The sequence below is a fragment of the Nonomuraea sp. NPDC050786 genome, assembly GCF_040654115.1.
Classification (GTDB): Bacteria; Actinomycetota; Actinomycetes; order Streptosporangiales; family Streptosporangiaceae; genus Nonomuraea.
This window is the reverse complement of the sequence record NZ_JBFAHJ010000007.1, coordinates 283,376-307,431: the sequence shown is the minus strand read 5'-3', so window position 1 is coordinate 307,431 and position 24,056 is coordinate 283,376. Positions and strand designations below refer to the sequence as shown.

The following is a 24,056-nucleotide window of genomic DNA, read 5'->3' as shown; positions in this document are numbered from 1 at the left end:
ACTGACTCCACATAACCCCCTGTTTCTGTGGATCGGTGCCACCTTACGGGGTTACCAGAGCCTGTGGGAGCGATGCGTGGCGCCCAGCTTGTCGCCGATGCGGGAGACGATTCCGGCCGCGGACAGGTCCGCCGCGAGCTTGCAGGCCGCGCTGATGCCCTCGGCCCTGGACGAGCCGTGGGCGATGACGACGGTGCCGTTCAGGCCCAGCAGCACGGCGCCCCCGTACGCCTCGGGGTCGAGGCGGCGGCGCAGCTCGCGGATGCGCGAGCGCTGCATGGCGGCGCCCAGCCTGGCCAGCCGGCTCTCGCTGACGACCTCCTTGAGCTCGGAGAACGCGTAGCGGACCGCACCTTCCATGGTCTTCAGCGCCACGTTCCCGGTGAAACCGTCGGTGGTGATCACGTCCGCCTTGCCGGCCAGCAGGTCGTGGCCCTCGACGTTGCCGGTGAAGTTGACGCCGGGTGAGGTGAGGAGGAGTTCGTGGGCGCGTTTGACGAGCTTGTTGCCCTTCTCGGCCTCGCTGCCGATGGTGAGCAGGCCGACTCGGGGCGTCTCGATGTGGTAGGCCAGCTCGGCGTAGGCCGTTCCCAGATGCGCGAACTGCACCAGCATCTCCGGCTTGACCTCGGCGTTCGCGCCCGCGTCGATGAGCAGGGTGGGCTGGGGGAGGGTGGGGATGGGGACCGCTATGGCCGGTCTGAGCACGCCCTGCTGGCCTTTGAGCCGGAGCCTGCCGGTGGCCACGATCCCCGCCGTGGAGCCCGCGGACACCACGGCGCCGGCGTCGCCGCGGCGTACGAGGTGGCAGGCGACGGCCAGGCTGGAGCGGGGCCGGCGCAGGCTGGCCAGCGCGCCCTCGTCCATGGCCAGGGACTCCTCGGCCCGTACGATCGGGACTTCCGTGGTGGCGTCGTGGTCGGCGAGCGCCTCGTAGAGCACGCGCGGGGAGCCGACGAGCACGACGGACAGGCCGCGCTCGCGCACGGCGTGCACCGCTCCCGCCACGATCTCATGCGGTGCGTGGTCGCCGCCCATGGCGTCGAGCGCGATGGGCCTGCTGTCGGACAATGATCACCTCGTACGGCATCGAGCCCGCCGGCACGGCTGGGCCGGGACACGGGCTCGGGGTATGTCCGCATCGTAGGCAAGGCACTAGCCAGGTTAACCGGCGGGTATCAGTGGAGGTTCCAGTCGTCCATCCCGCGCGACACGATCACCTTGGAGAACTTCGACGACCCCGTGACCCGGATCATGGGCCCGTCGGCCTGCGAACCGCCCGTGACGTTGCGCTTGCCGAAGACCGAGCTGCCCTCGTCGATCACATAGGCGTTGTCGGGAACGCGCACGATCAGCTTGCTGAACCACGCGTTCGTCTCGATGGTGATCTCACGTCCGGGCAGCACCGCGTCCGAGAGGTCGACGATGAGGGCGCCGAACCGGGCCGACAGCCGGGTGTTGCGGGAGGCCACCCACCGCCCCTTGCGGACGATCTTGCTGAACTTCGAGTCGATGACCTGCTGCTCGATGGTGGCGGGCACGTTGGACGCGGACACCTCGGGAAGGTCCCGGGTGAGGGGGACGAGCTCGCTCATCGTCTTCGCCGCGTAGGCGACGTCGAGGCGGTCGGCGTGCTCGACGCTGGTGAGTCTTCCTGTCGCGAGCGCCTCGGCCAGGACCGCGGCCACGCGGTCGCGATCGGCGTCTGAGGCGCGCATGTCCGGATCGTGGGTCACGAGATATCAGTGTATGCGGAATCGCGATATGTCGCGAGTGCTCGCGATCCTGAAGGAAAACTTGGAGCCCAGCGGAACCGCTGACGCCGCTGACAGCGTCCGGGTATTAAGAACCGTAGACGCGCGACAGGGTCGTGAGGTTTACACCCGATCGAACAAAAAAGATGGGAACGGCCTAGTGATCTTGAACCAGGCAGGCACGCGACGCTTCAAGGCGTACACGTCCAAGCACCTTGACGAGCTTCTGAAGCGAGCGGGGCTCGACGACGACGAGCGGCTGAAAGTCCGCGCCGTCGCCACGGTGCTGCCGTTCCGGACCAATGCCTACGTCGTCGACGAACTCATAGATTGGTCGGCCGCACCCGACGACCCGATGTACCGGCTCGTCTTCCCCCAGGCCGACATGCTGCCCGCCGCCGACGTCGCGCGGCTGGCCGACCTGCTCAAGGCCGAGGCGCCGAACGCCGAGATCCAGGCCGAGGCCAACCGCGTACGCGCACAGCTCAACCCGCACCCCGCCGGCCAGAAGGAGCTCAACGTCCCCAAGCTGGGCGACGAGCCGGTGCCCGGCATGCAGCACAAGTACGCAGAGACCGTGCTGATCTTCCCCAAGCAGGGGCAGACCTGTCACGCGTACTGCACCTACTGCTTCCGATGGGCGCAGTTCGTCGGTGACGCGGACCTGAAGTTCGCCTCCGACGACATCGACCAGATGGTGGCCTACATTCGCCGGCATCCCGAGGTCACCAGCGTCCTGATCACCGGCGGCGACGCGATGATCATGGGCGAACCCGTCATCAGACGATATATCGAGCCATTGCTGGATCTGGAGCAGGTGGAGTCGATCAGGATCGGCACCAAGGCGCTGGCCTACTGGCCGCAGCGCTTCACCACCGACCCCGATGCCGACGCCACGCTGGGGCTGTTCGAGGAGGTGGTGAAGGCGGGCAAGAACCTCGCGTTCATGGCCCACTTCTCGCACCCGCGCGAGCTGGAGTCGCCGCTGGTCGAGTCGGCGGTCAAGCGCATCCTCGGCAGCGGCGCCACGATCAGGACCCAGGCGCCGCTGATCAGGTCCATCAACGACGATCCCGCCGTGTGGTCGCAGATGTGGCGGCGGCAGCTGCGGATGGGGTTGATCCCCTATTACATGTTCGTCGAGCGTGACACCGGGCCGCAGGACTACTTCGCGGTGCCGCTGGCGCGCGCGTACGAGATCTTCAGGGACGCCTACTCGAGCGTCTCGGGGCTCTGCCGCACGGTCCGCGGGCCGTCGATGTCGGCCACGCCGGGCAAGGTGTGCGTCGACGGCGTCACCGAGATCGCGGGGGAGCAGGTGTTCATGCTCCACTTCATCCAGGCGCGCGACCCGTCCCTGGTCGGGCGGCCGTTCTTCGCCCGTTACGACCCGGCCGCGGTGTGGCTGACGGACCTGCGCCCGGCCTTCGCCGACCGTTTCCCGTTCGAGCCGGCGGGCGCGCTGCTGCCCGCCTGACCGGCTGCCCGTCCACCGAGAAATCCGCCCTCCCGGCCCGTGGCACTCGTTCTCGCCACCCCTCTTCTTCACGGGCCGCCGGGGGCGGATTTTTCCTGTGTACGCCCTCCTGCACTCGGTAACCGGCCTGCAAACCCCGGTTACATGGGCATTCATGCGCCTGCGGCCGATCATGGCCGGTGATAGAACTGCTCGCGTAGCTCAGCCGTGACGGTACGTAGCATGTGGTGCCCATAGCGCGCCCGCCACGGCATTCGGGGGTTATCGATTCGCATTTCCACCTCATTCGAGAGCGATCGATCACGAGCCGGGAAGGCAATCATGAATCGACTAGTCAAGACGGCGGCAGCCGTCACAGCATTCGGCCTGGCCGCGGCTCTCGCCGTGCCGGCCCAGGCGGACACCGCCAGATACGCGCGGCAGGTCGGGGGCACCGCCGCGGGAGTCCCGATCAGCGGCCTGCTCGGCGGCGTGGTCGGCGGGCGCCTGCTGAACGGCCTGCTGCAGGGAGCCGCCCAGCCCAAGCCCGGCGCTCGCCCGGTGAACCGGAAGCCGGCGGCCGAGCCGGCCGCCGTACCCGCGAACCGCCAGGGCGGCGCGCACGCGACTCGCCAGGATGGCGCGCACGCGGCCCGCCAGGATGGCGCGCACGTGGCCCGCCAGGATGGCGCGCACGTGGCCCGCCAGGATGGCGCGCACGTGGCCCGCCAGGATGGCGCGCACGTGGCCCGCCAGGATGGCGCGCATGCGACTCGCCAGGATGGCGCGCACGTGGCCCGCCAGGATGGCGCGCACGCGGCCCGGCAGGACGGCGCGCACGCGAACCGTCGGAAGCGTGTCGTCACGCCGACCGCGGCCGAGGACATCTCCCGGCGGAGCGGTCCGCTGCCCGAGCTGTCGTCGATCGCGAGCGGGCTCCCGCTCGGCGGCGGTGGCCTGACCGAGGCGCTCCCCGTGCCCGTCCTGCCGGACGCGGCACGGCTGACGCAGCCGGCGGCGCCCTCGGTGAAGGCGGGCCGGAACGGCGGCGGCCAGGCCGTGAGCGGAGGCACGACGACGGCCGGCGCCTACGACGCGCTGACCGGCCTCCTCCGCACGCCCACCGGGGACGTGGTGAACCAGGTCAACAGCGCCACCTTTCTGCCGGCCGCCGGCTCCAGTGTCGCGGACGTGAGCCGTACCGCGGCCAGGGCCATGAACAGCACCACCAAGGGCGCCGAATCCCTGTCGGCCGACGGCGTCGTGACCGGCCTCAGCCAGGCGGCCAGGCGCGCGCTGCCGCACGCCAGGAGCGGCCGGCTGTCGCCCGTGATCGGGCAGGTCGCGCCGTCCGAGATGGCGCCGGTCATCGAGGCGCTGCCGGGTGCCACGCACGCCGCCTCCGCGGACGGCCTCACGCCGCTCGCCGAGGACGCCTCCAGCTTCGTCTCCACCAATGCGACCAAGGCCGCCGGCACGTACAGCGACGTGCTGACCGCGCTTGGATGGACCACCGACGCGCTGACGAGCTCGGTGCGGGACTCCTGGATCCGTAACTAGACACGGATGCAGGCGCCAGAGCGGCGGCTCGCCGAGAGCCGGTGTGACGGTTCGCGGGTGTCCCAGGTGCCGACGCCCGGGTACCGGCCATGCCGGCGACAACGCGGCCCCGTTCGCGCGCCCCAGCTGTCCTTTTCGACGTCCTTTCCCCTTCCCGGGCCCGGCGCCGGCGTCCCGGTGCGGCGATCTGTGCGCGGCCGTCTGTACGGCGGTCAGCACCCGTCCGCCGGCACGACGGTCCGCGCGGTGATCTGTGCGGGTCTGTCCGCACGGTGGTCTGCATGCGTCAGTTAGGCGCGCGCCGGCCTGCATGCGCCTGTGGTGCGCGGCAGGCCTGACGCGGCAGGCCGCATGCCGTTGCCGTGGCGCGGCGGTCGATGTGCCGCCGCTCCGGCCAGGCAGGCCGTAAGCCCGTTGCCGGAGCGCGGCGGCCCGAGTGCCGTTCGTTCTGGTGCCGGAGGCCCGGTGCCGCCGTTTCTGGTGCGGCAGGTCGGCGGGGCCGATGGGGAGACGGCGTCACACCGACGCGACAGGCCGACGGGCGCTCACCGGTGCCGGACGCGCCCGAGGCTCTGACGCGCGTGGGTTGAGACCCCGCGAAAGCAGGCGGTCTCATGACGGGCCTGGGCGGACGCGCCCACGCCCTGGCTCGTGCACCGCGCCGCTTACTGCAGGGCGGCGGCGCCGCCCGAGCCTCGCCGCCGGTCCCACCCTTGGGGCCGGCGGCCTTTTCCTGCCGCTGGGGTCTGCAACGACGACCCGGCTGACTATGGCAGGCGGACGCCGGTGCGGCGGGCTATCTGGGCCTGCAGCCTGGCCATCTGCCAGTGCAGCTCCAGCAGCTGCTCGGCGAGCTGCATCCGGGGAATCTCGGACACGTCCTCGGTGGCCAGGTGGTCGATCGCGGTCGAAAGCTCCACCATCGCGCGCTCCCACTCCATCAGCGACCCTCGGATCGAATTGACGTTCGAATTCTATCGGAACGGCAGGCTCGCTGTCAGTCTTTTGTCACATGGGTCGCCGGCGTTTCGCACGCAAGATCGAACATGCCAGTAGAGCGCCACCCCCAAGGGCGGCGCTGGAGGACAGGCGGGGTCAGCCCTTGTTGTAGGCGGCGATGACTTCCTTCGGGTCGCCGTCCATCTTGATCTTGCCCTTGTGCAGCCAGATGACGCGGTTGCAGGTCTCCTCGATGACCTTGAGGTCGTGGGCCACGAGGAAGACCGTGCCGGCGGACTCGCGGATCTGGCGGATGCGCTCCTCGCTCTTCTTGCGGAACTCGCGGTCGCCCGTGGCCAGGGCCTCGTCGATGAGGAGGACGTCGTGGGTCTTGGCCGAGGAGATGGCGAAGCGGAGCCGGGCGCCCATGCCGGAGGAGTAGGTGGACATGGGCAGCTGGACGAACTCGTCGATGCCGGAGAAGTCGACGATCTCCTGGTATTTCTCGCGGACCTCGGCGGGCGTCATGCCCATGGCGTAACACCCGAGGATGATGTTGCGCTCGCCGGTCAGCTCGCGCATGAGGGCCGCGTTGACGCCGAGCAGCGAGGGCTGGCCGTCGGTGTAGACGGCGCCTTTGTGCGGGGGGAGCAGGCCCGCGATGGCCCGCAGCAGCGTGGACTTGCCCGAGCCGTTGCGGCCCACGATGCCGATGGCGTCGCCGTGGTAGGCCACGAACGTGACGCCCTTGACCGCGTGGACCTCTTTCATCTGCGGCCGGCCCTGGCGCTTGAGGAGGCGCGTGAGGGCGTTGACCGCGTTGCCCTTCTCGGCGTCCGAGGCCGCGCCGTAGACGCGGTAGACGATGTGGAGGTCGTCGACGATGACGGTCGGAGTGCCCGTGGGGACGTCGATCGGCGACTTGCCCTGGGGCTCCGGATTGGGATGCACCCTCACATCCTTGCCGGGGACGGCGGGCTTCTCGCCCTTCACCTGTGACAGCTCCTTGGTCAGTTCAGCCACGCCCGTACCTCTCCTCGGCTCGCCAGAAGTACCAGAAGCCAAAGCCAAGCGTGAACACCGCCCAGAATACGCAAGACACCAGCACCATCGTCGGCGGGTGGTGGCCGAATTGCGGGTTGTGGGTCGAGATGAGGATCTCCCGCATCCATTCGATGAAGGACGCGGTGGGGTTGAAATACATCACGTCGGCCACCCACTGGGGCAGCTTGGCGGAGTCCACCACCTTGGCCTGGATGGAGAAGAAGACGCCCGAGGCGTAGAGCCAGAAGCGGGTGATGAACGGCAGCAACTGGTTGAGATCGCGCATCTGGGCGCCCAGCCGGGCGACGACCAGGCCGACACCCACGTTGAACATCGTCTGGAGCAGCAGCACCACCGGGACCATGAGCCAGAACACGGTGGGCCATTCGCCGGTGAGCGTCACGATCACGAGGAGCACGCCCATGGAGATGGCGAGCTGCTGCAGCTCCTGGATCGTGTAGGCAAGGGGCAGCGACGCCCTGGGGAAGTGCAGGGCCCGGATCATCGAGAGGTTGCCCGAGATCGACTTGGCGCCCGCGGTGACGGTCCGCTGCGTGTAGGTGAAGACGAACATCCCGGTCAGGAGGAAGGCCGGGTAGTTTTGAATGCCGTTCTTGCCACCGAGGATGACGCCGAACATCACGTAGTAGATCGCCGCGTTGAGCAGGGGCGTCAGCACCTGCCACAGCTGGCCCAGCGCCGAGCTCGAGTATTTCGAGACGTTGCGCGAGGTCGCGTACGTGAGGATGAAGTGACGCCGCTCCCAGAGCTGGCGCATGTAGACGGGGAACCTCGGCCGCGCGATGGCACGGCGAAGCCCGTATCTCTTGGCGAGCTTGGCCAGCGGCTCCTGCCCGCTTCGGCCGCCCGCCTGGGCGTCCGCGACAGCGGATTCCGGCTGGCTCATGGCAAGGACTCTATTGGATCCAGGTCGGTGGGGTGCCTGTCGCGCGGGTTGGCGACAGTCAGTTGGACGGAGTCTCGCGACGCCCGGTTCCCAAAGCGCCGTCAAGACCTGCTCAACCGTAGCCCAGCGAGCCGAGGTGTGGTGGCAAGGGCGCGACCACTCTCCGGTAGGGGGTAATTTTCATCGACTGTTCACGTCCAGGCTGTGCCGGTTGCATGATCTTTGTACGGTTTACCGCTTCCTGCACTGAATGTCTGTGACGCTGGATTGGCACACGTGTGACCGAACTGCAACGCGCCAGAGACTCCCTGGTGGCAAGTAGTAAGGGATAGTCGCGATCGACTGGCAGGGCGTCGGCTGGTTTGACCATGTCAGCCAAACCCGGGGGGATACCAGGACCCCCCGTCAGGCTGCTCACGATCACCGCAGCTCAGCGCTTACGCCCACCTGTAGAGGGAGGAATTCTTTCACCATGCGTGTTACTAAGGGCGCACAGATCGTCGCCGGTACCGCGCTGCTCGCCCTCGCGGTTGCCGCGTGTGGCGGCGGTGCCTCTGACGGAGGCGGCACTGCCGCAGGCGGCGGCGAAACGCCGGTCCGCATGGAAGTCGGTGAGCCCCAGGAGCTCCTGAACCCCCAGAACACGACGGAGACCGAGGGTTCCGAGGTTCTCGCCGCGATCTTCTCGCCGCTTGTCCGCTACGACGAGAACAAGCAGCCAGTCGAGGAGGCTGCCGAGTCGATCACCACGTCGGACAGCAAGGTCTGGACGATCAAGCTCAAGTCCGGCTACACGTGGCACGACGGCACGCCGGTGACCGCCGCGGACTACGCCCGCGCGTGGAACTACGCCGCCTACCAGGACAACGCCATGGCGTCGTCCTACTTCTTCGGCCGCGTCGACGGCTACAACGACGTGCACCCGGGTGAGGGCAAGACGCCGACGGCCAAGGAGATGAAGGGTCTCAAGGCCGTCGACGACCTCACGCTCGAGGTCACGCTCTCGGCGCCGTTCTCGCAGTTCAAGACGATGCTCGGCTACACCGCCTTCTACCCGCTGCCGAAGGCGGCCTTCGGGAGCGACGGCAAGGTGACTCAGGCCTACGGCGAGCAGCCGATCGGCCAGGGCCTGTTCAAGGTGGACAAGCCCTACAAGAAGGGCACCGACCAGACCATCGACCTGACGGTCTACGACAAGTTCCCTGGCGCCAAGCCGAAGAACTGGAAGAAGCTCCAGTTCAAGATCTACACCAGCGCCGAGACCGCCTACAACGACCTGCAGGCCGAGAACCTCGACGTCGACGACTCGCTGCCCGCCTCCGCGATCGCCAGCGCCAAGGCCGCGCTGGGTGACCGCTACTTCGACGAGCCCGACGCCGCCGTCGGCTACATCGGCGTGCCGCTGAAGTACAACCCGGACTTCAAGAACCCGGACGTCCGCAAGGCCATCTCGATGGCCATCGACAGGAAGACCATCACCGAGACGGTCTTCTCCGGCACCCGCGCGCCCGCCGACGACTTCATCAACCCGGCCATCCCCGGCTACCGCCAGGGCGCGTGCACCTCGTGCACGTACAACCCGGCCGAGGCCAAGAAGCTGTACGACTCGGCCGGCGGCCCGAAGAAGATCGAGCTGGGCTACAACGCCGACGGTGGCCACAAGGAGTGGATCGAGGCTGTCGCCAACAACCTCCGCGCCAACCTGAACATCGAGGTCACGCCGAAGCCGTTCGAGAAGTTCCAGGGCATCCTGGACGCTCTCGACGCCAAGGAGTACAAGGGCCTGTTCCGCATGGGCTGGTCCATCGACTACCCCTCGGCCGAGAACTACCTGACCCCGATCTTCGGCACCGGCTCCATCGGCACCGGTTCGAACTACGGTGGCTACTCCAACAAGGACTTCGACGAGCTGGTGGCCAAGGGCGACCAGGCCGCCGACCCCGCCGAGGGCCTGAAGCTCTACCAGCAGGCGGACGACATCCTGCTCAAGGATCTGCCGTACATCCCGGTCTACTTCTACCGGAGCAACTTCGGTCACTCCACCAAGGTCAAGAACGTCAAGCTCAACCTGCTCAACCAGGTTCAGTGGGCGGACATCGAGAAGGCCTGACGTCATTCGCGGGGTGGGCGGTCCTTGCCGCCCACCCGTCGAAGGGCTGAGCTTGGAGGCAGCCACCCGGGCCGGGTGAACCACGTGCTCCGGGGGCTGCCTCCAAGTCATGTACCGGAGGGCTTCAATGGGACGTTATGTCATAAGGCGTCTGATTCAGGCGATACCCGTCCTGCTCGGCGCCACCCTACTCATCTTTGTGATCGTCTTCGCGCTGCCCGGGGATCCCATCGCGGCGCTCTTCGGAGACAAGCGCCCGGACGCCGCGGTGGCCGCGGTCCTGCGCGAGCAGTATCACCTCAACGATCCGCTGCTGCTGCAGTACTGGTACTACATCAGCGGTGTGCTCTTCCGCGGCGACTTCGGCGTGAACTTCGCCGACGTGCCCGTGTCCCAGCTCATGGCCGGCAAGTTCCAGGTCACCCTGAACCTCGCCTTGACCGCCCTGGTCATGGAGGCGGCCATCGGCGTCGGTCTCGGACTGTGGGCGGCGCTGCGCCGGGGCAAGGCCGTCGACACCGCGATCCTCGCCTCCACGCTGCTGCTGATCTCGGTGCCCACGCTGGTGACCGGCTTCGTGCTCCAGCTCGTCCTGGGCGTGAAGCTCAAGCAGTGGACAGGGATGGACATATTCCCGGTCGCGGGCACGTTCGCGGGCTACCGCAGCTACCTGCTGCCGGGCTTCGTGCTCGCGGGAACGTCGATCGCGTACCTGACCAGGCTCACCAGGACCAGCCTGGCGGAGACGCTGAGAGCGGACTACATCCGCACGGCCACGGCCAAGGGCCTGTCGAGACGGCGCGTCATCGGCAGACACGGGTTGCGTAACGCGCTGATCCCGCTGGTCACCTATCTGGGCGCCGACCTCGGCAACCTGATGGGCGGCGCGGTGATCACCGAGACGATCTTCAACCTGCCCGGGATCGGCAACCAGCTCTTCCAGTCGGTCTACTTGCGAGAACAGTCAGTTGTCGTGGGTGTCATCACCGTCCTGGTGCTGATCTACATCCTGGCCAACCTGGTCGTCGACCTGTTGTACGCCGTGCTCGACCCGAGGATCCGCTATGAGTAACCCAACCCCGCCGCTGGGGCCCGGACTCCCGGAGACGCAGAGCCTGGTCACCGACACGGTCACCGCCCCGGCACCGCAACAGCAGGGCAAGAAGGCCAAGGAAGGCAAGCCGGCCAGCCTGTGGACCGACGCCTGGTACGACCTCAGGCGCCGGCCGATGTTCATCATCTCGATGCTCATCATCGTGATCCTGCTGGTGATGTCGTTCTTCCCGTCGCTGTTCACCTCGATCGACCCGTTCAACGCGAGGACCTGCGACCTGGCCACGGCCAGGCAGGTACCGAGCGCCGGCCACCTGTTCGGCCGGGACAACCTGGGCTGTGACGTCTACGCCAAGACTATCTACGGCGCCCGCAACTCGATCTTGATCGGCGTGTTCACCACGATCATCACGACGATCATCGGCGGCCTGCTCGGCATCGTGGCCGGCTACCGCAGCGGCGTGGTGGACACCGTGTCCTCGCGGGTCACCGAGATCTTCTTCGCCATCCCCCCGATCCTCGGCGCGCTGCTCATCGGCGCGACCTTCCGCGGCAAGGTCAACAGCATCGTGCTGGTCATCCTCGCGCTGGCGGTGCTCGGCTGGCCGATGACGTTCCGCATCATGCGGGCGGCCGTGATCACCGCGAAGAGCCAGGACTTCGTGGTCGCGGCCAGGGCGCTGGGAGCCGGAGCGGGGCGGATCATGTTCCGCCACCTGCTGCCGAACTCGCTGGCCCCGGTCATCGTCGTGGCCACGATCAACCTGGGCGGCTTCATCGCGGCCGAGGCCGCGCTGTCGTTCCTGGGCGTCGGCGTGGTGTCGCCGGACATCTCCTGGGGCCTCATGATCGCCGACGCGCGAACCAGGTTCCTGGAGGCGCCGCTGCCGCTGGTCTTCCCGGCGGTGTTCCTCTGCATCACGGTGCTCGCCTTCATCATGATGGGCGACGCCGTACGCGACGCTCTCGATCCGAAGCTCAGGTAGAAGGGGGGATCAAAGTGAAGAAGACGTCAACGGATGTGTTGCCCGCCGAGGGAGGGTTGGGCGACGAGCCGCTGCTCGCGGTCGACAACCTGCACGTGGAGTTCCGCACGCGCCAGGGAGTCGTCCACGCGGTGAACGGCGTGAGCTACACGGTCGCCCCCGGTGAGACGCTCGCCGTGCTGGGCGAGTCGGGTTCGGGCAAGTCCGTGACCGCCCAGGCGATCATGGGCATCCTGGACGTGCCGCCGGCGGTCATCCCCAGGGGGGAGATCCGCTTCAGGGGCACCGACCTGCTCAGGCTGTCGGAAGAGGCACGTGCGCAGGTGCGCGGCCAGCGCATCGCGATGATCTTCCAGGACGCGCTGTCCGCGCTCAACCCGGTGTTCACCGTGGGCTGGCAGATCAGCGAGATGTTCCGGGTGCACCGGGGCATGTCCAAGGGCGACGCCATGAAGAAGGCCGTCGAGCTGATGGACCGGGTGCGCATCCCGGCCGCCAGGCAGCGCGTGAACGACTATCCGCACCAGTTCTCCGGGGGCATGCGGCAGCGCATCATGATCGCCATGTCGATCGCGCTGGACCCCGAGGTGCTGATCGCGGACGAGCCGACCACGGCGCTCGACGTGACCGTCCAGGCGCAGATCATGGAACTGCTGGCCGAGCTGCAGCGCGAGAGCCAGATGGGCCTGATCCTGATCACGCACGACCTCGGCGTCGTGGCCGACGTGGCCGACAAGATCGCCGTCATGTACGCGGGGCGCATCGTGGAGAACGCCCCGGTGCACGACATCTACAAGGCGCCCGCCCACCCGTACACGAAGGGCCTGCTCGAGTCGATCCCCCGGGTCGACCACAAGGGCCAGGACCTGTACGCGATCAAGGGCCTGCCGCCCAACCTGCTGAACCTGCCGAGCGGTTGCGCGTTCCATCCCCGGTGCCCGTACCGGCAGGACGACTGCGTGACCGACGTCCCCCCGCTCCACGAGATCAGCGGCACCCGAGGCAGCGCGTGCCACTACTGGAGGGAGGTCCTCGATGGCGATCGGTGAGCGCATCCTCGAGGTACGGGACCTGGTCAAGCACTTCCCGCTGACCCAGGGCATCGTCTTCAAGCGGCAGATCGGCGCGATCAAGGCCGTCGACGGCGTCTCGTTCGACCTGCACAAGGGCGAGACGCTGGGCATCGTGGGCGAGTCGGGCTGCGGCAAGTCCACCCTGGCCAAGGTGCTGATGGCGCTGGAGCGGCCCACCTCCGGCTCCGTGCAGATCAACGGCCGCGACATCGGCAAGGCCAAGGGCGGCGAGCTCAAGCGGATGCGCCGCAACATCCAGATGGTGATGCAGGACCCGTACACCTCGCTGAACCCCCGGATGACCGTCGGCGACATCATCGGCGAGCCGTACGAGATCCACACCGAGGTGGCGCCCCGGGGCGACCGCCGCAAGAAGGTGCAGGAGCTCCTGGAGGTCGTCGGGCTCAACCCCGACCACATCAACCGCTACCCGCACCAGTTCTCCGGAGGGCAGCGGCAGCGCATCGGCATCGCCCGAGGGCTGGCGCTCCAGCCGGAGATCATCGTCTGTGACGAGCCGGTGTCGGCCCTGGACGTGTCCATCCAGGCGCAGGTGATCAACCTGCTCGAGCGGCTGCAGAACGAGTTCAACCTGGCGTACATCTTCATCGCCCATGACCTGTCGGTGGTGCGGCACATCTCCGACCGGGTGGGCGTGATGTACCTCGGCAAGTTCGTGGAGCTCGGCAAGGACACCGAGATCTACGACCGGCCGGCGCACCCGTACACGCAGGCGCTGCTGTCTGCGGTGCCGGTGCCGGACCCGGACGGACGGGAGCAGCGGGAGCGGATCATCCTGCAGGGCGACCCGCCCTCCCCGGCCAACCCGCCGTCGGGGTGCCGCTTCCGTACCCGGTGCTGGAAGGCGCAGGAGATCTGCGCCCAGGAGGAGCCGCTGCTGCAGGTGCGGCCGGGGACCGGGCACGAGAGCGCCTGCCACTTCGCGGAGACGCACGACGTGGTGCACGCGGGCTGACCTTTTGTGACGCGAAGGCCCTCCGAGGGATGTCTCCTCGGAGGGCCTTCGCGTCACGTGGTGACGATCAGGGCGGAGCCGTGGCCGAAGAGGCCCTGGTTGGCGGCGAGCCCGACGCGGGCGTTCGCGACCTGGCGCGGGCCCGCCGCGCCCCGCAGCTGGAGGGTCAGCTCGCAGAGCTGGGCGATCGCCTGGGCGGGGATCGCCTCGCCGAAGGAGGCCAGGCCGCCCGAGGGGTTGACCGGGATCCGGCCGCCCAGCCCCGTCTCCCCGTCGTGCAGGAGCTTGGTGGACTCGCCGGGTGGACAGAGGCCGACGTCCTCCATCCAGTCGAGCTCCAGCGCCGTGGACAGGTCGTACACCTCCGCGAGAGAGACCTCCTCCGGCCCGATCCCCGCCTCCTCGTAGGCCGCGTGCGCGATCGCGGCTCTGAAGGGCCTTTCAGGGGCGGGCACGGCGACGCAGGAGTCGGTGGCGAAGTTCGGGAGCTCCAGGACCGTGTTGGGGAAGGTCGGGGTGACGGTGGACACGGCGGCCACGCGTACCGGGTGGGACAGGCCCCGCCGGCGCGCGTACGCCTCGGAAGCCAGCACCACGGCCGCGCCCCCGTCCGAGGTGGCGCAGATGTCCATCAGGCGCAGGGGGTCGGCGACCATGGGGGAGGCCAGCACCTCCTCGGCCGTGACGGTCCTGCGGTAGCGGGCCATGGGGTTGAGCGATCCGGCCAGCGCGTTCTTGACCTTGACGGCGGCGAAGTCGGCGGGCGTCGAGCCGTACAGGGCCATGCGCCGGCGGGCGTAGAGGGCGAAGTACGCGGGATTCGTGGCGCCCAGCAGCCGGAAGCGCTGCCAGTCGGGGTCGTCCGGGCGCTCCCCGCCGACCGGCTTGAAGAAGCCCTTCGGGGTCGAGTCCGCCCCCACCACCAGCGCCACGTCGCACAGTCCCGCCAGGATGCGGGTACGGGCGATCTCGACCGCCTGGGCGCCCGAGGCGCAGGCCGCGTAGCAGGACGCGACCCTGGCGCCCGACCAGCCCAGCGCCTGGGCGTACGAGGCTCCGGCGATGAAGCCCGGGTAGCCGTTCCTGATGGTGTCCGCCCCGACCACGAACTCCACGTCGGTCCATGCCACCCCAGCGTCGCGCAGGGCCGCGCGGGCCGCCGCCACCCCGTACTCCAGGAAGGGCCGGCCCCACTTGCCCCACGGATGCATCCCCACGCCCAGCACCACGACGCTCATGAGGCCCGCCCCCACATCCACACCAGCGGCCCGTCGGCCAGCGGCCCGGAGGTGAGCTCCAGCTCCATGCCCACCTCGAGCTCGGCCGCCGTGAGGCCCTTGACCTGACCGAGCACAACGATCCCCACCTCGTCGAGCTCCACCGCCGCCAGCGTCACCGGCACGTACGGCTCCGCCGCGACGTAGGGCGCCGGGGGTGGATAGCAGGCGTTCGTGTACGACCACACCCTCCCGCGACGGGGCAGCCGGACCGTCTCCATCGACGTCTCCTCGCAGCGGGGGTTGGGGCAGAGGGCGGCTCGGGGCGGGAAGCAGACGGTCCCGCAGGCGGCGCACCTGGCGCCCAGGAGGAAGACGCCGTCTTCGTCGACGGCGAACCAGCCCTCGATCGCAAACGTCATAGTCCGGAGTATCGCACAAGCGCTTGCTAGGGCGGGAGGGTCTGTCCGCGGGTCACGTGCGGCGTCTGCGGTGGCGGGCGATGACGTGTGCCGACATCGCCGCCATGATCAGCAGCATGCCCCCCACCACCGGCCCCCTGGAGGCGGGTGACGGGACGTCGCCGAGGTGCGGGCCGGGGCGGGGGAGGGGCGGCGCGGGCACGTCCAGGAGGGCGGCCTCCCGCAGGGCGAGCAGCGCGTCGGCCACCCCGTGCCCGTAGGCGCGGCTGTAGCCGTCCGAGGGGCGCCTGCGGGTGCCGAGCTCGATGGCCATCCGCACGTCGTACGGCGACATGTCCGGATGCGCCGCCTTGATCAGGGCCGCGATGCCCGCCACCATGGCCGCCGCCGAGCTGGTGCCGTCGCTCACCACGTACGAGTCGTCGCCGTCGGCGGTGACGATCTCCGCGCCGGGGGCGACCACCGAGAGGTAGTCCTGGCGGTTGGAGAACCGGGCCACGTTGAGTGACCGGTCCACCGCCCCCACGGCGATCACCCCGGGGTAGGCGGCGGGGAAGTTCTTCCTGTTGGCCGATGCGCCGTCGTTGCCCGACGACGCCACCAGCACCGCGCCCTTGGCGATCGCGTACCGGACGGCCTCCTCCTCCAGCGCCGAGCCCTCCCAGGCGCCGCTGCCGCCGCCCAGCGACATGCTGATCACGTCGGCGCCGTGGTCGGCCGCGTACCGGATGCCCCTGGCCAGCGCGTCGTGCCCGCGAGAGCGCTGCTGTACGCGGAGCGGGTCGCCGTTCTCCAGCGTGACCCTGATGGACAGCACCTTGGCGGCGGGCGCCACCCCGATGACGCCGCCCCTGCGCTCGTCGCCGTGCCCGCGGCCGGCGATCAGGCCGGCCATGGCGGTGCCGTGCCGCCCCCACAGGCCTTTGGCGGCGCCGGTCAGGTCGGGGCCCTCGATCACGGCGCCCCGCAGGTCGGGATGGCGGCCGTTCACGCCGGTGTCGAGCACGGCCACGAGCACGCCCTCGCCCCTGCTCGACCGCCACGCCTCGGGCAGCCGCAGCGCGGCGAGCTGCCACTGCCCGGCCCGCGCGGCCACGCCCACGTCGTCGAAGCCCACGTCGTCGGAGGCGCTCGCCGGGGCGATCCCGACCACCAGCGCGGCCACCAGGACGGGCACGATGAGCCGGCTCATGGGGTCGGCGCCCGGGTCATGGACAGTATGGAGAGCAGCACAACGGACAGCTGGTACACGTCGACCTCGAGCGGGAGATCTCGGGAGGGGAGGTTGCCCGCGTGTGCATTCTGACACGTGTCCGGGGGTCATTTGGTGAACAGACCGATACGCGGAGTAATTCCGATCTGCGTAGTTTCCCGCTAAGGAGTGGGAGAAAGACGGACATGCGCTCCAGGTGGGAGCCCCAGCCGCTGCGCCGCGTCGCCCGCATTGATGGCGATCGCGATCAGCCCCGCCGCGTCCGCGAACGCCACCAGGTCCCCGGGCGGCACCGCCGCGAACGTCTCCCGATATGGCAGCGCGAGCTGCCGCCTGCCCAGCCACACCCCGAGCGTGTCGCCCACCCGCACGCCCAGCGCGTGCAGGTCGCCGGCCGCGATCGAGAGCTGGGTGTTGCCGTAGCGGTCGACCGAGACCACCTCGCCCTCCACCGAGCCGTCCCGCAGCAGCGAGGTCGGCACGGGCAGTGAGACCAGCCGGCCGACCGGCACCTCCGGCCCCAGCTCGGAAGGTCTCAGCCCGCCGAACAGCCGCCCCGCGACCGGCGAGAACACGTCGCGCCCGTGGAAGGTCGGGGAGACCGGCCGCAGGAAGTGCTCCTCGTTGCTGATCTCGTACGCCGCCTCGGCGCCGCCGCTGGCGCGCACCGCCCACGACAGCAGCCCGTTGTCGGGACCGATGAACACCCGGCCGCCCGCCTCGACGGCCACCGCGCGCCTGGCGCCGCCCGCGCTCGGATCCACCGCCCCGATGTGGATGCCCTGGGGGAGGTACGGAATGGTCTGGGCGAGAATCGCCGCGCCGCGCCGTACGTCTCCCGAGGGGACCAGGTGACACACGTCGATCACGCGCGCCTCGGGCGCGATCCCGGCGATCACACCGTGACACGCCGCCACATAACCGTCGTCGAGCCCGTAGTCGGTGAGGAGTGTGATGACTGAGGTCACATTTCGTGACTGTACGTCTCTCAATCCGCCGTGAACAGCCGCACTCGGCACATTACGATTGGGACGGGCCGCATGCGTGCATCGACCCAAGCCCCTTTCGAGGAGGACACCATGGGAGCACCGCTCAGCGGTGACAATGCTGCCCAGGAACCGTCCCGACAACCACTCTCAGAACGCGACATCGAGCTCCTCGCCTTCGAGCGCCAGTGGTGGCGTTACGCGGGCGCCAAGGAGCATGCCATCAAGGAGAGCTTCGGGTTCTCCGCCACGCGCTATTACCAGTTGCTCGGTGAATTGATCGACAGGCCGGAGGCGCTCGAGCACGATCCCATGCTGGTCAAGAGGCTGCGCAGGTTACGGTCCAGCCGTCAGCGTGAGCGTGCGGCCAGGAGGCTCGGCATGCGTCCCTGACCGGCTGGGTACGGCAGCCGCGTGAAGAACATCCCTGGAATGGAAGCGATCTTGAGCGATCCGGCGGGCGCCGTGATCGGGCTCGACTTCGACGGGACCCTGTCGCCGATCGTGCCCGACCCCGCCAAGGCCGTGATCCACCCGAAGGCCCCCGAGGTGCTCGCCGAACTGGGCGCCCACGTCCTGGCGGTGGCCATCGTGACCGGCAGGCCGCCGGCCACCGCGCTGGAGCTCGGACCCGGCCTGGCCGACGTGCCCGGGCTGGTCGTGCTCGGGCACTACGGCTTCGAACGCTGGGAGAACGGCCGGATCTCGGGGCCCCCGCCCCCTGCGGGCGTGCTCCGGGCAGAGGCCGAGCTTCCGCTGCTGCTCGACAAGCTCGCCCTGGAGGGCGTGACCGTGGAGGACAAGGTCCGCGCCGTGGCCGTGCACACCAGGCGCGGTCCCGATCCCGAGGGGGCGCTGGCCAGGCTCCGGGAGCCGCTGGCCGAGCTGGCCGGGAAGCACGGCCTGGTGGTCGAGCCCGGGCGCTTCGTGCTGGAGTTGCGGCCGCCCGGCATGGACAAGGGGCAGGCGCTCAGCCTGTTCCTGGCGGAGCGGGCCGCGAGGTCCGTCATGTTCGTCGGCGACGACCTGGGCGACCTGGCCGCGTTCGCGGCCGTACGCGCGTCCGGGCTGCCCGGCGTGACCGTGTGCAGCGGCTCGGCCGAGGTCACCGCCCTGGCCGAGCAGGCCGACATCGTGGTGGACGGGCCCGACGGAGTGGTGGCCCTCTTGCAGGAGCTCGCGTCCGCTTTCAGCCGTTCGTGATTGGTCTGCAAGTCTCGATCCCTAGGGTCGGGCCCATGTTGAAGCGATACCTCGCCGCCTCGGCCGTGGCCGCGGCCACCCTCCTCGCCGCCTCCGTGCCCGCTGACGCCGCGACCGCCCAGCCGCTCAAGCTGCGCAACGGTCTGACCCTCTACATCCCCATCCAGTGGAGGGTCTACGGCACCGGCACCGACGCGGTCCAGGTGGTGACCGGCAAGTGCGCCAAGCCTCAGGGCTGGGGCTCGTCCAAGTGCGACGCGTTCTACGTCTTCGGCCCCTCGTACATCAAGCGCGGCGCCGAGGGGTTCGGGCCCTACACCGGCAAGAACCCCTTCTACACGGCGAGCGACGTCCAGCCCTGCCCGTTCAACCCGAAGTGGGGCGAGATCATCGGCCCGGAGGTGACGAGGGGCCTGCGCCAGGTCGGCGAGGGGCACAAGGCCGCGTACAACGCCTGGCGGTCCACGTGCCGCTCCTACTCCGGCAACAAGGTGCACGCCCGCTTCACGCAGCGCGAGTGGTACCTGCCGAAGAGCAGGATCCTGGTCGTCGACCAGTGGAACACGCCGGGCCTGGCCGACACGCTCAAGAACGCCGACTGGAACTGAGCACTCCTAGATCTCGGCGAGGGCGTCGAGCTGGGCCGCGAGCCACTTCTGCGGCGGCAGGGCGGTGGCCGCCGCGTGCAGCTTGTCGCGCCGCATCCGGCGCTCGTCCTCCGGCATGACGAGCGCCTGGTGCAGCGCGGCGGCCGTGCCGCTGATGTCGTACGGGTTCACCAGCAGCGCGTGCGGGCCCAGCTCGGCCGCCGCCCCCGCCTCGCGCGAGAGCACCAGCGCGCAGCGCGGCGACAGGATCGGGCCCTCCTTGGCGACCAGGTTCATCCCGTCGCGGATGGGGTTGACCAGCAGCACGTCGGCCATCCGGTACGCGGCCAGCGAGCGCGGGTAGTCGTCGTTGACGTTGAGGATCAGCGGGTCCCAGTCTTCGGTGGCGTACTCGTCCTCGATCTCCTGGGCGCAGCGCTGCACCGACGCGGTGTACTCCCGGTATTCGGGCAGGTCGTGCCGGCTCGGGTAGGCGAACGCCAGATGCACCACCTTCCCGTGCCACTCGGGGTGCGCGGCGAGGAACTCGCGGTAGGAGATCAGGCCGCGCACGATGTTCTTCGACAGCTCGGTGCGGTCGATGCGGACGATCAGCCGCCGGTCGCCCACCTCCTCCCTGAGCGCGGCCATGTGCGACTCGACGTCGGGCTCGCAGGCCCGCTCCCACAGCGCCTCGCCGTCCACGCCCAGGCTGTGCACGCCGATGCGGGTGGTCCGGCCCTCGTAGGTGACGCTGCGGGCGGCGCGGTCGGCCTCCGCGCCCAGGAGCGCCTCACAGCAGTCCATGAACGCCTGCGCCCACCTGTCGGTGAGGAACCCGGCGTGATCGGCGCCCAGGATGCCCTCCAGGACCTCTCCGGCCACTTCGTCGGGCAGCAGGGAGAAGTATTCGGGCGGCGCCCAGGGGGTGTGGCTGAAGTGGGCGATGCGCAGGTCCGGCCGTTCGGCGCGGAGCATCGCCGGGGTCAGCGTCAGGTGGTAGTCCTGCACCATCACGCGGGCGCCGTGGCCGGCCTCCTCGGCCAGCGCCAGCGCGAACGCGCCGTTGTAGTCGCGGTACGACTCCCACTCGCGCTCGAACCTCGTGCCGAAGTTGGGCGAGTTGGGGATGTCGTAGAGCAGGTGGTTGACGAACCACAGGGTGGAGTTGGCCACGGAGTTGTAGGCCCGGTGGAAGACGGCGGGCGGGATGTCGAGCATGCGGAGCGGGCCGGTGTCGTAGCCGGCCTGGTCGATCCGGCCGCCGGGGGCCAGGCGGACGGCGCTGCGGTCGCCGTCGGACAGCGCCGCGCACACCCACAGCACGCCGTCCTTCCTGGCCACCCCGGACAGCCCGGACACCAGGCCGCCGCCACCGCGTTTCATGGTCAGCTCGCCGTCGTCGGAGACGGTGAACGAGACGGGTCCTCTGTTGGAGGCCACCAGAACGCTGTTCATCTAGGCTCCCTTCGCCCATAGGATCCCAGCTATGGCGCTTGATGAGCTAACCGAGGAACTCGCACGTTCCGCCGCAGCCGGAGATCATCGCGCACTTGGCGAACTTCTGGCTCGGATCGAGCCCGATGTGATGCGTCACTGCGCCCGGATCTTGCCCTACCACCAGGACGCCGAGGAGGCCTCGCAGGACACGTTGCTGGCCGTGGCCCGCAACATCGGGCGGTTCGAGGGCAGGGCCAGGTTCAGCACCTGGCTCCACATCGTGACGGCCAACTGCGCGCGCACCACATACCGGTCGCTGAAGCGCAGGGCGGCCGAGCAGAGCTCCGACGAGCTGCCCATGCAGAAGCCCGACGTGCGGCGGGTGAGCGTGATCGCCGGATCGCGGCTCGACCTGCTGGACGCCATGGAGGCGCTGGAGGCCGACAAGCCCGACCTGGCGCAGGCGCTGGTGCTGCGCGACATCGTCCAGCTCGACTACAACGAGGTGGCCGAGCAGCTCGGCATCCCGCTCGGCACCGCCAAGTCACGCATTCACCAGGCGCGGAAATACGTGCAGGGAGTGCTGGGGGAGGACTATCGTTGAGACATCGCATCTCACCTGATGAGACAAGTGGCCATTTGGGCCCCTTGGCCAGGTAGAGTCCTTTTCAACAACTGAATATTGCTCATCCAGAGGGGTGGAGGGACCGGCCCTGCGAAGCCCCGGCAACCCTCCCGGCTTGAGGCTCGCGACCTGGCGAGGCCGACCGGGACAAGGTGCCAATTCCGGTCTGCGGTCAAGGTGGCCGCGGGCGAAGATGAGGGAAGGCCTCGCTTCATGTCGCTCGACTTTGGTCCTGCTGTCGGTCTGTCCTGCCGCGAATGCGGTACGCGTTACCCCCTCGGTCCCAGCTTCGCGTGTCTGGAGTGTTTCGGGCCGCTCGAAGCGGCCTATTCCTTCGGCACCGTGACTCGCGCGGACATCGAGTCGGGTCCGAGCAACATCTGGCGTTACCGGTCGTTGCTCCCCGTTCCTGTCGATGTCGCCAGTAAGCCCAACATGAACCCGGGATGGACCAAACTGGTCAAGGCCGGAAACCTCGGGCGCGCGCTCGGTCTCAAGTCCCTGTACGTGAAGGACGACTCGGGCAACCCCACTCATTCATTCAAGGACCGCGTGGTCGCCATCGCCGTCGAGGCGGCGCGTAACTTCGGCTTCCACACGCTTTCCTGTTCCTCCACCGGCAATCTCGCGGGCGCGGTCACCGCCGCGGCGGCGCGGGCCGGGCTCGAGGCGTGCGTGTTCATCCCCGCCGATCTCGAGGCTGCCAAGATCGCCATGGCCCGGGTGTTCGGCGGCAAGCTGATCGGCATCGACGGCACGTACGACGAGGTCAACAGGTTCTGCTCCGAGCTGATCGGTGACCCGCTGGGCGACAAGTGGGGGTTCGTCAACGTCAACCTGCGGCCGTACTACGCCGAGGGCTCCAAGACGCTCGCGTACGAGATCGCCGAGCAGCTCGGGTGGCGGCTGCCCCAGCAGATCGTCATCCCGATCGCCTCGGGCTCGCAGCTGACCAAGATCGACAAGGGCTTCCGTGAGCTGGTGCAGCTGGGCCTGGTCGAGGACACGCCGTACAAGATCTTCGGGGCGCAGGCGGCCGGGTGCTCGCCGGTCTCCACCGCGTACAAGGCGGGGCACGACGTCGTCCAGCCGGTCAAGCCTGACACCATCGCCAAGTCCCTGGCCATCGGCAACCCGGCCGACGGGCCCTACGTGCTGGACATCGCCCGGCGCACCGGCGGAGCCGTCGAGGACGTCACCGACGCCGAGATCGTGGCCGCGATCAAGCTGCTGGCCTCGACCGAGGGCGTGTTCGCCGAGACGGCGGGCGGGGTGACCGTGGGCGTGCTGAAGAAGCTCGCCGAGAGCGGGCGGCTCGATCCCGAGGCCGAGACCGTGGTGCTCAACACCGGCGACGGACTCAAGACGCTCGACGCGATCAGCGACGACGCCAAGCCCACGGCCGTGATCCGGCCCTCCCTCGACGCGTTCCGCGCGGCTGTCTGACAACCAGGAAAGGCGAGTTTAACCATGAGCGTTACTGTGCGGATTCCCACCATTCTGCGCACGTACACCGGGGGTAACGCGGAAGTCAGTGGCGAGGGCGCGACTCTTCGTGACGTCCTCATCAAGCTTGACTCCGACTACCCGGGGATCGGCGCGAGAATTCTGGATGAATCGGGCAAGATTCGTCGTTTCGTCAACGTTTACGTTGGGGAAGAGGACGTCCGATTCGCCGAGGGCCTCGACACTGCAGCCCCTGACGGCACTCAGATCTCTATCATCCCGGCGGTCGCCGGCGGCTGAGTGCTATAGATCACATCTTGGAAGGCGCCCCTTGTGGGCGCCTTCTGCTTTTCCAGGGCAAATGAACGTTTCATGGAGCTGCGATGCGCGGAAATGCTTCTTTTGTGGATTGACTCTGTTGCCAAACCCCGTGCCACAGGTATGGTCGAGGGCGATCGTCTGGCTGATTTTCCCTTATGTCAGTCGATTACGGGTCTCGCGGAGGAATGGGCGAGATCTGTGGGCCCAGTAAGAGGAGTCGGAAGTGGCGCAGGGCACCGTCAAGTGGTTCAACGCGGACAAGGGCTACGGCTTCATCGCGGTAGACGGTGGTAAGGATGTATTCGTCCATTACTCAGCGATACTGATGGACGGGTACAGAGCTCTCGAACAGGGGCAGCGCGTCGAGTTCGAGATCACGCAAGGCCAGAAGGGTCCCCAGGCAGAGGCCGTTCGCGCGGTCTGAGAAGCCCCACCTGGTATGCACCGGCAGGATCGCGCGGCAGCGCAGTCCGTGCGAGCCTGCCACCTTTCTTTCGTCGACTCAGGTGCGGCGAGCCGCATGGGGCAGCTCGCCGTGTCCTGCTTACGGCCTCCACTCCCTCAGGCGTCGGCGCACTCCCACCTGGGAAGGAACACCCGGTGGATGGCCTCTCGCTTGCACTCGGCAGGGTAGAGTGCTAAACAGTTCGTTGGCACTCTCTGATGCAGAGTGCCAGCGATTCGGATCGGGACGATGGGGTCTGCCGAAGGAGACGCCGACCCATGCCGTCGCGGGCG

General features: G+C 68.7%; 25 protein-coding genes and 1 riboswitch. Of the genes, 14 read left to right on the top strand and 11 right to left on the bottom strand.

The window, feature by feature from the left end; genetic code table 11:
- Window positions 1-51: 51 nt before the first annotated feature.
- Window positions 52-1,071 (bottom strand): phosphate acyltransferase PlsX, encoded by a 1,020-nt coding sequence (plsX, locus tag AB0H84_RS16915; RefSeq protein WP_357604204.1) that lies wholly within the window; start codon window positions 1,069-1,071, stop codon window positions 52-54.
- Window positions 1,072-1,178: 107 nt separating this feature from the next.
- Window positions 1,179-1,718 (bottom strand): DUF1707 domain-containing protein, encoded by a 540-nt coding sequence (locus tag AB0H84_RS16910; RefSeq protein ID WP_357604202.1) that lies wholly within the window; start codon window positions 1,716-1,718, stop codon window positions 1,179-1,181.
- Between the two features lie 196 nt (window positions 1,719-1,914).
- Between AB0H84_RS16910 and AB0H84_RS16905 the strand changes: the two genes are divergently transcribed.
- Entirely contained in the window at window positions 1,915-3,231 is a 1,317-nt protein-coding gene (locus AB0H84_RS16905) for a lysine 2,3-aminomutase (RefSeq protein ID WP_357604200.1), read from the top strand.
- Between the two features lie 330 nt (window positions 3,232-3,561).
- On the opposite strand, the gene AB0H84_RS16900 is transcribed toward AB0H84_RS16905, so the two are convergent.
- A complete protein-coding gene (locus AB0H84_RS16900) occupies window positions 3,562-3,978 on the bottom strand; it encodes a hypothetical protein (protein ID WP_357604198.1) in 417 nt (138 codons plus the stop codon).
- Window positions 3,979-4,002: 24 nt separating this feature from the next.
- Between AB0H84_RS16900 and AB0H84_RS16895 the strand changes: the two genes are divergently transcribed.
- The gene (locus tag AB0H84_RS16895) at window positions 4,003-4,770 is read left to right on the top strand and encodes a hypothetical protein (protein WP_357604196.1); all 768 of its coding nucleotides are present in this window, start codon (window positions 4,003-4,005) and stop codon (window positions 4,768-4,770) included.
- A 767-nt stretch (window positions 4,771-5,537) separates the two neighbouring features.
- Here the strand turns inward: AB0H84_RS16895 and AB0H84_RS16890 are convergent.
- The 3 genes from AB0H84_RS16890 to AB0H84_RS16880 all read right to left on the bottom strand — a co-directional run bounded on the left by AB0H84_RS16890 (window position 5,538) and on the right by AB0H84_RS16880 (window position 7,660).
- The gene (locus AB0H84_RS16890; RefSeq protein WP_345001379.1) at window positions 5,538-5,693 is read right to left on the bottom strand and encodes a hypothetical protein; all 156 of its coding nucleotides are present in this window, start codon (window positions 5,691-5,693) and stop codon (window positions 5,538-5,540) included.
- Between the two features lie 172 nt (window positions 5,694-5,865).
- Window positions 5,866-6,732 (bottom strand): ABC transporter ATP-binding protein, encoded by an 867-nt coding sequence (locus AB0H84_RS16885; RefSeq protein WP_357604194.1) that lies wholly within the window; start codon window positions 6,730-6,732, stop codon window positions 5,866-5,868.
- Window positions 6,725-7,660: an ABC transporter permease gene (locus AB0H84_RS16880; RefSeq protein WP_357604193.1), complete on the bottom strand. Its 936-nt coding sequence runs from the start codon at window positions 7,658-7,660 to the stop codon at window positions 6,725-6,727. Before AB0H84_RS16880 ends, AB0H84_RS16885 begins: the two co-directional genes overlap by 8 nt.
- Before the next feature lie 472 nt (window positions 7,661-8,132).
- On the opposite strand from AB0H84_RS16880, the gene AB0H84_RS16875 reads away from it, so the two are divergent.
- From AB0H84_RS16875 to AB0H84_RS16855, 5 genes are all read left to right on the top strand, one after another.
- Window positions 8,133-9,770, top strand: coding sequence for an ABC transporter substrate-binding protein (locus tag AB0H84_RS16875; RefSeq protein WP_357604191.1), 1,638 nt, complete (start codon window positions 8,133-8,135; stop codon window positions 9,768-9,770).
- Window positions 9,771-9,879: 109 nt separating this feature from the next.
- Entirely contained in the window at window positions 9,880-10,842 is a 963-nt protein-coding gene (locus AB0H84_RS16870; protein WP_357604190.1) for an ABC transporter permease, read from the top strand.
- Window positions 10,835-11,809 (top strand): ABC transporter permease, encoded by a 975-nt coding sequence (locus tag AB0H84_RS16865; protein WP_357604188.1) that lies wholly within the window; start codon window positions 10,835-10,837, stop codon window positions 11,807-11,809. The genes AB0H84_RS16870 and AB0H84_RS16865 overlap by 8 nt, the downstream gene beginning before the upstream one ends.
- Window positions 11,810-11,823: 14 nt before the next feature.
- On the top strand, window positions 11,824-12,858 hold the full coding sequence (locus tag AB0H84_RS16860) for an ABC transporter ATP-binding protein (RefSeq protein WP_357604186.1): 1,035 nt from the start codon (window positions 11,824-11,826) through the stop codon (window positions 12,856-12,858).
- Entirely contained in the window at window positions 12,845-13,858 is a 1,014-nt protein-coding gene (locus tag AB0H84_RS16855) for a dipeptide ABC transporter ATP-binding protein (protein ID WP_357604184.1), read from the top strand. Before AB0H84_RS16860 ends, AB0H84_RS16855 begins: the two co-directional genes overlap by 14 nt.
- 53 nt (window positions 13,859-13,911) lie before the next feature.
- Here AB0H84_RS16855 and AB0H84_RS16850 read toward each other — a convergent pair whose 3' ends face one another.
- The 4 genes from AB0H84_RS16850 to AB0H84_RS16835 form a co-directional block, all read right to left on the bottom strand.
- On the bottom strand, window positions 13,912-15,096 hold the full coding sequence (locus AB0H84_RS16850) for a lipid-transfer protein (protein WP_357604182.1): 1,185 nt from the start codon (window positions 15,094-15,096) through the stop codon (window positions 13,912-13,914).
- Window positions 15,093-15,497 (bottom strand): OB-fold domain-containing protein, encoded by a 405-nt coding sequence (locus AB0H84_RS16845; RefSeq protein ID WP_357604180.1) that lies wholly within the window; start codon window positions 15,495-15,497, stop codon window positions 15,093-15,095. The genes AB0H84_RS16850 and AB0H84_RS16845 overlap by 4 nt, the downstream gene beginning before the upstream one ends.
- A gap of 52 nt (window positions 15,498-15,549) precedes the next feature.
- The gene (locus tag AB0H84_RS16840; protein ID WP_357604178.1) at window positions 15,550-16,689 is read right to left on the bottom strand and encodes a S8 family serine peptidase; all 1,140 of its coding nucleotides are present in this window, start codon (window positions 16,687-16,689) and stop codon (window positions 15,550-15,552) included.
- A 182-nt stretch (window positions 16,690-16,871) separates the two neighbouring features.
- Complete coding sequence (locus tag AB0H84_RS16835) at window positions 16,872-17,678, bottom strand: SAM-dependent chlorinase/fluorinase (protein WP_357604176.1); 807 nt, start codon at window positions 17,676-17,678, stop codon at window positions 16,872-16,874.
- Window positions 17,679-17,789: 111 nt separating this feature from the next.
- On the opposite strand from AB0H84_RS16835, the gene AB0H84_RS16830 reads away from it, so the two are divergent.
- From AB0H84_RS16830 to AB0H84_RS16820, 3 genes are read left to right on the top strand one after another with little or no spacing between them, the layout of a single operon-like run.
- The gene (locus tag AB0H84_RS16830) at window positions 17,790-18,089 is read left to right on the top strand and encodes a DUF3263 domain-containing protein (protein ID WP_357604174.1); all 300 of its coding nucleotides are present in this window, start codon (window positions 17,790-17,792) and stop codon (window positions 18,087-18,089) included.
- 39 nt (window positions 18,090-18,128) lie between these two features.
- Entirely contained in the window at window positions 18,129-18,899 is a 771-nt protein-coding gene (otsB, locus tag AB0H84_RS16825; protein ID WP_357604172.1) for a trehalose-phosphatase, read from the top strand.
- Between the two features lie 35 nt (window positions 18,900-18,934).
- The gene (locus tag AB0H84_RS16820) at window positions 18,935-19,507 is read left to right on the top strand and encodes a hypothetical protein (protein WP_357604171.1); all 573 of its coding nucleotides are present in this window, start codon (window positions 18,935-18,937) and stop codon (window positions 19,505-19,507) included.
- 6 nt (window positions 19,508-19,513) lie between these two features.
- Here AB0H84_RS16820 and AB0H84_RS16815 read toward each other — a convergent pair whose 3' ends face one another.
- A complete protein-coding gene (locus AB0H84_RS16815) occupies window positions 19,514-20,944 on the bottom strand; it encodes a trehalose-6-phosphate synthase (RefSeq protein WP_357604169.1) in 1,431 nt (476 codons plus the stop codon).
- Between the two features lie 31 nt (window positions 20,945-20,975).
- Here AB0H84_RS16815 and AB0H84_RS16810 point away from each other — a divergent pair, with 31 nt between their 5' ends.
- From AB0H84_RS16810 to AB0H84_RS16795, 4 genes are all read left to right on the top strand, one after another.
- Window positions 20,976-21,530 carry an RNA polymerase sigma factor gene (locus AB0H84_RS16810; protein ID WP_237106268.1) on the top strand — a complete coding sequence of 185 codons (555 nt, stop codon included), beginning with the start codon at window positions 20,976-20,978 and terminating at the stop codon, window positions 21,528-21,530.
- Between the two features lie 79 nt (window positions 21,531-21,609).
- A riboswitch (SAM riboswitch) is annotated at window positions 21,610-21,751 on the top strand.
- Window positions 21,752-21,764: 13 nt separating this feature from the next.
- Entirely contained in the window at window positions 21,765-22,997 is a 1,233-nt protein-coding gene (thrC, locus tag AB0H84_RS16805) for a threonine synthase (protein ID WP_357604167.1), read from the top strand.
- 24 nt (window positions 22,998-23,021) lie between these two features.
- On the top strand, window positions 23,022-23,297 hold the full coding sequence (locus tag AB0H84_RS16800) for a MoaD/ThiS family protein (protein ID WP_357604165.1): 276 nt from the start codon (window positions 23,022-23,024) through the stop codon (window positions 23,295-23,297).
- A 244-nt stretch (window positions 23,298-23,541) separates the two neighbouring features.
- The gene (locus AB0H84_RS16795; protein WP_238503559.1) at window positions 23,542-23,742 is read left to right on the top strand and encodes a cold-shock protein; all 201 of its coding nucleotides are present in this window, start codon (window positions 23,542-23,544) and stop codon (window positions 23,740-23,742) included.
- Window positions 23,743-24,056 lie beyond the last annotated feature (314 nt).